The organism is Streptomyces sp. NPDC004629 (genome assembly GCF_042873595.1).
Classification (GTDB): Bacteria; Actinomycetota; Actinomycetes; order Streptomycetales; family Streptomycetaceae; genus Streptomyces.
This window is the reverse complement of sequence record NZ_JBIALO010000001.1, coordinates 664,006-673,964: the sequence shown is the minus strand read 5'-3', so window position 1 is coordinate 673,964 and position 9,959 is coordinate 664,006. Positions and strand designations below refer to the sequence as shown.

11 protein-coding genes are annotated in these 9,959 nt (G+C 72.2%); 5 read left to right on the top strand and 6 right to left on the bottom strand.

Features of this window, described 5'->3' with window-relative positions; translation table 11 throughout:
• Positions 1 to 1,035 precede the first annotated feature (1,035 nt).
• A complete protein-coding gene (locus ACFYTE_RS02935) occupies positions 1,036 to 1,806 on the bottom strand; it encodes a class I SAM-dependent methyltransferase (protein ID WP_388703959.1) in 771 nt (256 codons plus the stop codon).
• Between the two features lie 101 nt (positions 1,807 to 1,907).
• Between ACFYTE_RS02935 and ACFYTE_RS02930 the strand changes: the two genes are divergently transcribed.
• A complete protein-coding gene (locus tag ACFYTE_RS02930) occupies positions 1,908 to 2,537 on the top strand; it encodes a CGNR zinc finger domain-containing protein (RefSeq protein WP_388703956.1) in 630 nt (209 codons plus the stop codon).
• On the opposite strand, the gene sodX is transcribed toward ACFYTE_RS02930, so the two are convergent.
• Complete coding sequence (gene sodX, locus ACFYTE_RS02925; RefSeq protein ID WP_388704059.1) at positions 2,441 to 2,875, bottom strand: nickel-type superoxide dismutase maturation protease; 435 nt, start codon at positions 2,873 to 2,875, stop codon at positions 2,441 to 2,443. The genes ACFYTE_RS02930 and sodX overlap by 97 nt on opposite strands.
• A gap of 145 nt (positions 2,876 to 3,020) precedes the next feature.
• Between sodX and sodN the strand changes: the two genes are divergently transcribed.
• Together sodN and ACFYTE_RS02915 are read left to right on the top strand one after the other, a co-directional pair.
• Positions 3,021 to 3,416, top strand: coding sequence for a superoxide dismutase, Ni (gene sodN, locus ACFYTE_RS02920; protein WP_388703954.1), 396 nt, complete (start codon positions 3,021 to 3,023; stop codon positions 3,414 to 3,416).
• Between the two features lie 275 nt (positions 3,417 to 3,691).
• Positions 3,692 to 4,447, top strand: a complete 756-nt coding sequence (locus tag ACFYTE_RS02915; protein WP_388703951.1) for a VOC family protein — start codon at positions 3,692 to 3,694, stop codon at positions 4,445 to 4,447.
• A 69-nt stretch (positions 4,448 to 4,516) separates the two neighbouring features.
• Here the strand turns inward: ACFYTE_RS02915 and ACFYTE_RS02910 are convergent, their stop codons facing one another.
• The 4 genes from ACFYTE_RS02910 to ACFYTE_RS02895 form a co-directional block, all read right to left on the bottom strand.
• Positions 4,517 to 4,849, bottom strand: a complete 333-nt coding sequence (locus tag ACFYTE_RS02910) for a DUF952 domain-containing protein (protein ID WP_388703948.1) — start codon at positions 4,847 to 4,849, stop codon at positions 4,517 to 4,519.
• 79 nt (positions 4,850 to 4,928) lie between these two features.
• Positions 4,929 to 5,126 carry a hypothetical protein gene (locus ACFYTE_RS02905; RefSeq protein WP_388703946.1) on the bottom strand — a complete coding sequence of 66 codons (198 nt, stop codon included), beginning with the start codon at positions 5,124 to 5,126 and terminating at the stop codon, positions 4,929 to 4,931.
• Between the two features lie 276 nt (positions 5,127 to 5,402).
• Positions 5,403 to 6,539, bottom strand: a complete 1,137-nt coding sequence (locus ACFYTE_RS02900) for a family 2 encapsulin nanocompartment cargo protein polyprenyl transferase (RefSeq protein ID WP_388703944.1) — start codon at positions 6,537 to 6,539, stop codon at positions 5,403 to 5,405.
• Between the two features lie 112 nt (positions 6,540 to 6,651).
• Positions 6,652 to 8,058 (bottom strand): family 2B encapsulin nanocompartment shell protein, encoded by a 1,407-nt coding sequence (locus ACFYTE_RS02895; protein WP_388703941.1) that lies wholly within the window; start codon positions 8,056 to 8,058, stop codon positions 6,652 to 6,654.
• A 298-nt stretch (positions 8,059 to 8,356) separates the two neighbouring features.
• Here ACFYTE_RS02895 and ACFYTE_RS02890 point away from each other — a divergent pair, with 298 nt between their 5' ends.
• Together ACFYTE_RS02890 and ACFYTE_RS02885 are read left to right on the top strand one after the other, a co-directional pair.
• Entirely contained in the window at positions 8,357 to 8,950 is a 594-nt protein-coding gene (locus tag ACFYTE_RS02890) for an N-acetylmuramoyl-L-alanine amidase (protein ID WP_388703938.1), read from the top strand.
• Between the two features lie 101 nt (positions 8,951 to 9,051).
• Positions 9,052 to 9,954 carry a 1-aminocyclopropane-1-carboxylate deaminase/D-cysteine desulfhydrase gene (locus tag ACFYTE_RS02885; protein WP_388703935.1) on the top strand — a complete coding sequence of 301 codons (903 nt, stop codon included), beginning with the start codon at positions 9,052 to 9,054 and terminating at the stop codon, positions 9,952 to 9,954.
• Positions 9,955 to 9,959: the final 5 nt, after the last annotated feature.

Sequence of the window (9,959 nt, the reverse complement as noted above, 5' to 3'; positions counted from 1 at the left end):
AGACGGCACCAGACGACAGCTCGACAAAGCCACTACAGACGGCGATCCACCGACGAAGCCACTGGATAGCTCACGAAACCACACTGGAGTACTAGCCCTGGCCGGGCGGGGACGACAACGGCCCCGCGATGCCCCCCGGGGCCCGCGAACCCACCCCTTCCGCCCCGGGCCGCCCCGCCGACCCGGGGTGCCCGGCATCCGGACCCATCCGACCGGTGCAGCCGCCCCCGCCGGTTCGGCCGGATCCACGGGTCGGCCCGATGAGCCGGTCCAGCAGGATCCACAGGATCAGCGGGCCCCATCGGGCTGGCCGGATCAGTCCGATCGGCCAGGACCAGCCGACTCCGTCCACCGGACCAGCCCGATCAGCCGGTCCAGCCAGATCCCCCGGATCGACATCACGCAGCGGAGCGGCGGTTCCGGCTGGCCCGCCGTCACCGCCCGGCGGGCCCAGCACGAGCGGACCACCCCAAGAGCCCCGATCAGCGGGCCCCACCGGATCAGCCGGTCCCACCGGATCCACCGGATCAGCCGGTCCGATCGGGTCGGCCGGACCAGTCCGATCGGCCAGGGCCAGCCGGTTCCGTCTCACCGGTCCCACCGGATCAGCCCGATCAGCCGGATCGACATCGGCGCGGCGGAGTGGCAGGTCCGACTGCCCCGCCGTCACCGCCCGGCGGGCCCAGCACGAGCGGACCACCCCAAGAGCCCCGATCAGCCGGTGCAGTCCGAACGGCCGGATCCACCGGTTCCACCGAACCAGCCCGATCAGCGGTCCAGCCGGTTCCGTCGGATCGGCATCGGCGCGGCAGGTCCGGCTGGCCCGCCGTCACCGCCCGGCGGGCCCGGCACGGGCGGACCACCCCGAGAGGCCCGATCAGCCGGATCAGCGGGACCCACCGGATCGGCCGGCCAGCCGATCAGCCGGTCCCAACGGATCAGCCCGACCAACCCGATCAGTCAGCCCCACCGCATCGGCCGCAGCGGCGTCGGCGGGCGGTTTCGTCGGTTTGGGGCTCCCTCGCTGGGGCCTGGTTACTTGAGGGCGAGGAGGAGGGTGTCCGACGGTGAGGACCACACCGGCCGAGCCTCCGAGAAGCCCTTCTCCCGCAGCACGCGCGCGTGCCAGGCGACGGAGGGCATGTCCCCGTCGGCGTGCTCGCCGTAGATCTCGAAGCGGCGGGCCGTGGGCTCGGCGAGGACCGGGTCCTTCGCGGCGAGTTGCCACCACTCCGCCCAGTCGAGCGCGCCCACGCGCTTGGCCTGATCCATGCGGGCGTGCCGCTGGGCCCGTTCGGCGGCATTGATCCGGGGCGTGCTGTCATCGATCATGTGGTCCGCGTTCATGAAGACACCGCCGTCGCGGACGAGTTCCGCGACCTGACCGTAGAGGGCCGCGAGGGGGTCGCTGTGCAGCCAGTGCAGGGCCGTGGCGGTCAGCACCGCGTCGTACGCGTCGTACGGCAGCAGCGCGGGCCACTGCGGGTCCTTGAGGTCGGCGGTGACGAAGGTGACCCGTTCGTCGCCCGCGAAGGTGCCCTCGGCGATGGCCAGGAGCGCCGGATCGAGATCGACGCCGGTGCTGACGGCCTGCGGGAACCGCTTGAGCAGCCGGCCGGTGATGCTGCCGGTGCCGCAGGCGAGGTCGAGCACGCGCGGCGCGGTGCCGACGAGCGCCTCGACCATGTCGAGCATGATCGTGAACCGCTTCTCGCGGTCGGGCATGTACCACTCCTGCTGCCGGTCCCAGCTCTCCTGCCAGGCCCGCCAGTCGGCTCCGGTCGTGGCCGTGTTCGCGTCCGTCATCGCAACCCCTCCCACGCGAAGGTCCCGTAATACCCTGGAAGCGCGATCGGTCATTACCCGATCGCGTCCACGACCATAGAGCACCACCGTAAGGACTACAAGTGGAACTGGCCTATTACTCGGATTACGCCGTGCGCCTCGTCAACAGCGAGGAACCGCTCCGGGGCAAGGACTCGCTCACCACGGTCGAGGCCGTCCGCGGCCTGTTCGGCGTCAACCAGTCGGCGGGCCGCCGCGCCGCCGACGCCGACGTCACCCGCTTCCGCTCGGTGCGCGCCCGGCTGCGCGCGGTCTTCGAGGCCGCCGACCAGGGCGACGAGACCCTGGCGGTGGACCTGCTGAACTCACTGCTGCTGGAGTTCCCGGTCAGCCCGCAGATCTCCGGGCACGACCACCGGGACGACGACGGCCGCCCGCTGTGGCACATGCACCTGGCCGACCACCCGTCGAACGCCACCGCGGGCTACGCGGCGATCGCCGCCATGGGCCTGGCCTTCCACCTGACCGAGTACGGCGTGGACCGCCTGGGCCTGTGCCAGGCGGCCCCCTGCCGCAACGCCTACCTGGACACGTCTACCAACCGCTCCCGGCGCTACTGCTCCGACCGGTGCGCCACGCGGGCCAACGTGGCCGCCTACCGGGCCCGCAAACGCCTGGAGGCCGACCGGTCAGGGAACACCGGTCTCGCGGCCGAGAGCGCCCAGCGCACCACGGCCAGCGGCGAGCGCTGATCCGGCCTGCGCGGCCGCAGCCGCAGCCGGACCCGGCCGAGGATCAGCTCCTGCGGCACGGCCCCGTAGTCGGTGCTGTCACCGCCCGCGTACGGATTGTCCCCCAGCACCCACCAGCCGGCCTCGCGGCGCTCCACCGCACGCTTGACGACGAGCAGGTCCTGCTGGAAGGGATGGCGCAGGACCACGATGTCCCCGGGCCTGATCCGGGCGCCGTACTGCAGCACGAGCCGGTCCCCGTGATGCAGCGTCGGCACCATGGACGGCCCCGTCACCTCGGCCAGTCCGAAGGGCGGCGTCGCCCTCCCCCGCTCGGTCTCCTGCGACAGCTCCGGCATCGCCGGCACCTCCCCGGTCCGTTCCTCCACCAGTCTCAGTCTGACCCTGGACTTTTGTCCTAAGCCCTAGGGGGCACTCGCGAAATCCCGCTTCTCAGGGAGTAATGTCCCACCTGAGAAGACGATCACGAGGAAGGAATGCTCCATGCTTTCCCGCCTGTTTGCCCCCAAGGTCAAGGTCAGCGCGCACTGTGACCTGCCCTGCGGCGTGTACGACCCGGCCCAGGCCCGCATCGAGGCGGAGTCGGTGAAGGCCGTCCAGGAGAAGATGGCCGGCAACGACGACCCGCACTTCCAGTCGCGCGCCACCGTCATCAAGGAGCAGCGCGCCGAGCTGGCGAAGCACCACGTCTCCGTGCTCTGGAGCGACTACTTCAAGCCCCCGCACTTCGAGAAGTACCCCGAGCTGCACCAGCTGGTCAACGACACCCTGAAGGCGCTCTCGGCCGCCAAGGCGTCCACCGACCCGGCGACGGGCCAGAAGGCGCTCGACTACATCGCCCAGATCGACAAGATCTTCTGGGAGACCAAGAAGGCGTGATCGTTATTCATGCCTTCTGACCTGCGATTACTTTGGTTGCAGCGTCTCCCCGACCGCACCCGGCCCACAGTCCGCCGACCACGGCGACCCTGACGGCCCGGGTGCGGTCTTCTTCCCTGGCCACAGGTGGGCACAGGTCCGCCCGGATCTCGCAGGCGAGGGCGGTCGTCATGTCCGACTGGGATCCGGAAGGCGGTGCGGGTACAGACACCGGGGCGGGCCCCGGAGCGTCCTGGAGGCCTGCCTGAGCGGAGCGGTCTGTCTACGATCGCCGCATGAGCATCCGCTGGACCCATGCCTTCGTCGACCGGCCCGCCGAGCGGATCACGGTGGCGTGGGCGTTCTGGACGGCCGTCACCGGCACCCGGCTCTCCGGACCGCGGGGCGAACGCGGCGAGTTCGTGACCCTGGTGCCGGCGGGCGCCGACGCCTGCGTGAAGGTGCAGGGCGTCGCCGCCGGTCCGGGCGGTGCCCATCTCGACTTCTCCGTGGACGACGTCGAGGCGTTCGTGACGTCCGCGCGAGCACTCGGCGCGGTCCCGGTCGCCGAGCACGGGGGCTGGTGCGTGCTGCGCTCCCCGGCCGGGCAGCCCTTCTGTGTCGTGCCGTGGCACGGGGAGTCGGTCCGGCCCCCGGTGGTGGCGGGCAGCAGACTGGACCAGGTGTGCCTGGACATCGCGCCGTCCGCGTACGACGCCGAGTCCGCGTTCTGGGCCGAGTTGACCGGCTGGGAGCCGCTGACCGGCTCGCTTCCCGAGTTCCGGGTGCTCCGGCCGCCGCCGGGCCTGCCCGTCCGGATCCTGCTGCAACGGCTGGGCGAGGAGCGGCCCGCCGGCGCCCACCTCGACCTGGCCTGTGCGGACATCGCGGCGACCCGGACCCGCCACGAGGGCCTCGGGGCCGCCGTCGTGGCCCACGGCCCGCACTGGACGGTGCTGCACGACCCGGCGGGCGGCACCTACTGCCTGACCGGCCGGGACCCGGAGACGGGCGGCCTGCCGGGGTCGTCGCTCAAGAACGCACGCTCGTGACCGCGCACCGGGGGACGTCCGGACCGCCGGGCACGGCGGAGGGCAGGACCCCTGGAGACGGGTACGCCGTCACCCCCAGGGCTCCACGTCCACCACGGCCTTGACCGGCACCGGCCCGTACACATGCGGGAACTCCTCGCCGCCCGGCTCCGCGGCCTCATACTTCACGGGTACGCCGAGCAGCGCCGGGTCCACGACCAGGACCACCAGGTCGTCCGGGCGGTCGTGCGCGCCGTACAGGAAGGCCGCCACGCGCGGGAGTTGGGCGCGGGTGGAGAAGTGGACGAAGCCCTCCTCCCGGAGCGTGCGGCCACGGGTGGACATCTCATAGCTGCCGCGCTCGCGGGCCGCTTCCCACAGGGGGCGTTCCGTGATGTGGAGGATGTACGGGAGTTTCGGCATGCGGCCACGCTACGGCCCCGACCGGACGTACGGCTCGCGCCCGGGACATGGGCGCCGCACCGGTGAGGCCGGGACGGGCTCAGGGCTTCTTCGCGTCGGCCGCGTCGGGCTCGCCCTGCCGTTGCTCGGCGGCGGGGTCGGCGCAGGCCGGGCAGTCGGGGTTGTGGCACGGGCCCGGGCCCCACACGGGGACCCAGGCGCCCAGGGTCTTGTGCCGCTTGACGACCGTTTCGACGGGCTGTCCGCAGGCGGGACAGACGTGTTCCTCGCTGTCCATGTCCCCAGGGTAGGGCGTGCGGGGGCACCGCGCGTCCCGCGCCGGGACGGCCCCCCTCAACCCGCGCGGGACGGGAGTCGGGGGCGAGTGCGGTCCGCGCGGCCGGCCGACGAGAGAGGGCCGGTACGCCCCGCCCGGCATGCGCCGGCCGGGGCATGCCGGGCGCCGTGGGGATCCACGAGGCCCACCGGGCCGGAGCCGTCGGGGGACGTGCGGCGGTCAGAGGCCGCACGCGCCCGGTGGCTCCGGGAGCCTTCCGGGGCCCGGCCGTCGGCCTCAGCTGCTGCGCCGGGTGACGAACTCGGCCAGCGCGATGAGACTCCCCGCCGCCTCCGGATCGGGAACCGCGCGGGCCAGTTCCTGCATCGCCCGGGACATCCGGTCGGCCGCCTCGGCCTGCGCCCAGTCCCGGCCGCCCGCCCGCTCGACGGCCAGCGCCGTCCGCTCCAGGTCCTTCTCGTCGTACGGCCGTCCGTACAGCGCGGCCAACTCGGTCGCCGCCGCCGTACCGGAGGTGAGGGCCGCGACCACCGGCAGCGACTTCTTGCGGGCGGCGAGGTCCGCGCCGGCCGGTTTGCCGGTGCGGCCCGGGTCGCCCCATATCCCGATGACGTCGTCGATCAGCTGGAAGGCGAGCCCGGCCTGCCGTCCGAACCCGTCCAGCGCCGCCACCTTCTCCTCGGCCGCCCCCGCGTACAGCCCGCCGAGCGCGCAGGCGCAGCCGATCAGCGCACCGGTCTTGGCCTCGGCCATGGCGATCACCTCGTCGAGCGTGACCTCCTCGGGGGCGCGCTCCTCCATCGCCGTGTCGGTGTGCTGGCCCTCGCACAGCTCGACCACGCAGTCGGCGAGCCGGACGGCCGCGGCCCGGGACGCCGGGTTCGGGTCCTCGGCGAGCAGCCGCAGGGCCAGCGCCTGCAGGGCGTCCCCGGCGAGGATCGCGTCGGCGACGCCGAACACGGTCCACGCCGTGGGCCGGTGTCTGCGGGAGGTGTCCCGGTCCATCACGTCGTCGTGCAGCAGCGTGAAGTTGTGCACCAGTTCCACCGCCGCGGCGGCCCGGAGAGCCGCCGTACGCGCCCGGGGACCGCCGAGCGCCGCCGCCGCGGTGAGGACGAGCGCGGGCCGGATCGCCTTGCCCGCGTTGCCCGCGGCCGGGGTGCCGTCCGCGTGCTCCCAGCCGAAGTGGTAGCGCGCGATCCGCCGTATGGCGTCCGGCAGCGAGTCGACAGCGGCCCGCAGTTCCGGGTCGACCGATGCCCGGGCCCGGTCCAGGACGGCCGTGGCCTCGTGCCCGTCGAGCGGGGGCGCGCCCTCCCGGGCGGGCCGCGGCCGGTTGTCCGGCACCGGGGGCTCGCCGGTCCCCGGCGGGCCGGCGGGGTACTGCTTCGTCTCCGTCAAGAACTCGGCCATGGGTCCCCCTCGCAGAGTCCGCGGACGGTGGCGTGGCCGTCCCGGCTGGGCGGGTATCCCGATGGTGTACCCACCCGAGTGGGCGGGAACACGGCTGCGACGTGCGGAGACGTCACCTCCACCGGCCGATCTCGACGTTCTCCAGGACACCGAGCGCGTCCGGCACCAGGACCGCCGCCGAGTAGTAGGCGGTCACCAGGTAGTTGATGACGGCCTGCTCGTTGATGCCCATGAAGCGGACGGACAGGCTCGGCTCGATCTCGTCCGGGATCCCCGCCTGCCTGAGGCCGATGACCCCCTGGTCCTCCTCGCCCGTACGCATGGCGATGATCGAGGTCGTGCGCGCCTCGCTGATCGGGATCTTGTTGCACGGATAGATCGGGACTCCGCGCCAGGTCGGGATGCGGTTGCCGCCGATGTCCACGGTTTCGGGGACGAGTCCGCGCTTGTTCAGCTCGCGGCCGAACGCCGCGACGGCCCGCGGGTGGGCGAGGAACAGCTTGGTGCCGCGCCGACGGCTCAGCAGCTCGTCCATGTCGTCCGGGCCGGGCACGCCGTCGTGCGGCTGGATCCGCTCGTCGTACTCGCAGTTGTGCAGCAGACCGAACGCACGGTTGTTGATCAGCTCATGCTCCTGGCGTTCCTTCAACGCCTCGACGGTGAGCCGCAACTGCTGCTCCGTCTGGTTCATCGGCTGGTTGTACAGGTCGGCGACGCGGGTGTGGACGCGCAGCACGGTCTGGGCGATGCTCAGCTCGTACTCACGGGGCTTCGCCTCGTAGTCGACGAACGTGTGCGGGATGTCCGGCTCTCCGGAGTGGTCGGCCGCGAGATCGAGCGCCTTCTCGCCGTACTTGTTGGTGCGCTGCGCCGGGATCGCGCGCAGCCGCCGCAGATGCTCGCGCAGGGAGTCCGCGCGCTCCGCGACCTGTTCGAAGTCCTGGCGGGACAGGATGAGTACGGTGCATGTGGTGCCCGCGCGGGCCGTGTACTCCCAGATGGCGTCCGGGTCGAGCAGCGCCTGTTCGCCGAAGTAGGCGCCGTCGGCGAGGACCCCGAGGATCGCGTCGTCGCCGTACGGGCCCGTGCCGAGCTTTTCCACCCGGCCGTGCGCCAACAGGAACACCTCGTCGGCCCGGCCACCGAACGAGGCGATCACCTCGCCCGGGGCGAAGTCGCGCTGACGGCAGCGCTGGGCCAGTTCGGAGAGCACCTGCCCGTCCTCGTAGGACCGCAGGGCCGGCAGTTCGCCGAGTTCGGCGGGGATCACCTCGACCTGGTCACCGGTCTTCACAAAAGTGATGCGGCCGTCGCCGACGGCGTACGTCAGTCGCCGGTTCACCCGGTACGTGCCGCCCTGCACGTTCACCCAGGGCAGCGTCCGCAGCAGCCAGCGGGAGCTGATCTCCTGCATCTGGGGCGCGGACTTGGTGGTGGTGGCCAGGTTCCGCGCGGCCGCCGTGTCCAGAGACTGCTGCGGCTTGCCCTGATCCGTGCGGACCTCTTCGCCTACCGACATAAAGAATTGCCCTCCCAGTCTGCACCGGCACACGAACTGCGCCGGGCATCGGCCTCGCTCGCAACCAGCCTTTCAGCACGGAGCGTGTTCGCGCCATTACCCAAAAGAGCGGGAATGGATCATCGCATTACTGGGCAGAAAGAGGGACCTCCATTCCGGACGGCGCCTTGCGCGCACGATGTCCGGATCGACTCGCACGGCGCCCGAACAAGGTGGCCAAGACGTCCGATTTCACTGACACTTACCGCGTTCGATCGAGCACACCGGGTGACTCGCGTCCGGCACGAAGGAGGCGTCCATGGCTTCACCCATGTCCGCGAGCCGTTTTCGGGACGCCTTGAGGGCGGAGGGTGCGACGGTCGTCGAGGTCGGCGACTGGAAGCATCACAATCGCAACCACAAGGGCGCGTGGGGGCCCGTGCACGGAGTGATGATCCACCACACGGTGACCAGCGGCAGCCAGGCGACGGTGGAGCTCTGCCGGGACGGGCACGCCGAACTGCCGGGCCCGCTGTGCCACGGTGTGATCACCAAGGACGGCAAGGTCCACCTCGTCGGCTACGGCCGGGCCAATCATGCCGGACTCGGCGACGACGACGTGCTCCGCGCGGTCATCGCCGAGACGGCGCTTCCGCCGGACAACGAGGCCAACACCGACGGCAACCGGCATTTCTACGGCTTCGAGTGCGAGAACCTCGGCGACGGCAAGGACCCCTGGCCGGCGGCCCAGCTCACGGCGATCGAGCGGGTGTCCGCGGCGATCTGCCGCCACCACGGCTGGACGGAACGCTCCGTCATCGGCCACCTGGAGTGGCAACCGGGAAAGGTGGACCCCCGTGGCTTCACCATGAACTGGCTGAGGCAGCGCATCAAGGAGCGCCTGGCAAGCTGACGGCGGCGGTCGGCAGGCGGCCCCGGGCGGCAGGCGGCCGGGCGGCGGCCGCCCGGCAGGGTGCTGCGCCGCGGCGACCGCCAGGTGGTGACAATGGGGTGGTGGTCGCTCCTGGGTCTCTTGCCGCCCGGCTCCCGTCGCCCGTCGAAGTCGTCGATGACCGGCGGTTCTCCCGGCACGGGGTACGTCTGCTGCTGAAGCGGGACGACCTGATCCACCCGGAGCTGATCGGCAACAAGTGGCGCAAGCTGGCGCCGAACCTGGCCTCGGCGGCGGGGCGGACGATCGTCACGTTCGGCGGGGCGTACTCCAACCACCTGCGGGCCACCGCCGCCGCGGGCCGCCTGCTCGGCCTGACCACCATCGGAGTGGTCCGCGGCGAGGAGTTGGCCGACCGCCCCCTCAATCCCTCCCTGGCCCGGTGCGCGGCCGACGGCATGCGACTGCACTTCGTCGACAGATCGACCTACCGCGCGAAGACGGACCCGCGGATCCTGGCTGCCCTGCTGCGCGCGACCGGCGCCGAGGACGCCCATGTCATCCCGGAGGGCGGCAGCAACGCCGAGGCCGTACGCGGCTGCCGGGCCCTGGGCGAGGAACTGCGCGGGCACGCCGACGTCGTCGCCGTCGCCTGCGGCACCGGCGGCACCCTGGCCGGTCTCGCCGCCGGCCTCGCCCCCGGCCGGCGCGCCCTGGGCATAACGGTCCTCAAGGGCGGCTTCCTGGCCGCCGAGGTGCGCGCCCTCCAGGAGCGCGCCTTCGGCGCCCCGCGCGGCTCCTGGTCCCTCGACGACCGCTTCCACTGCGGCGGCTATGCCCGTACCACTCCCGAACTCGACGCCTTCGCCGAGGACTTCGAACAGCGCCACGGCCTGCCCGTGGAACGTCTCTATGTCGCCAAGTTGCTCTATGGACTCGTCGCCCTGACGGACGAGGGCGCCTTCCCGCCCGGCACGACCGTCGCGGCCGTCGTCACGGGCCGCCCCTTCCCCGAGGCCGGCTAGGCGTC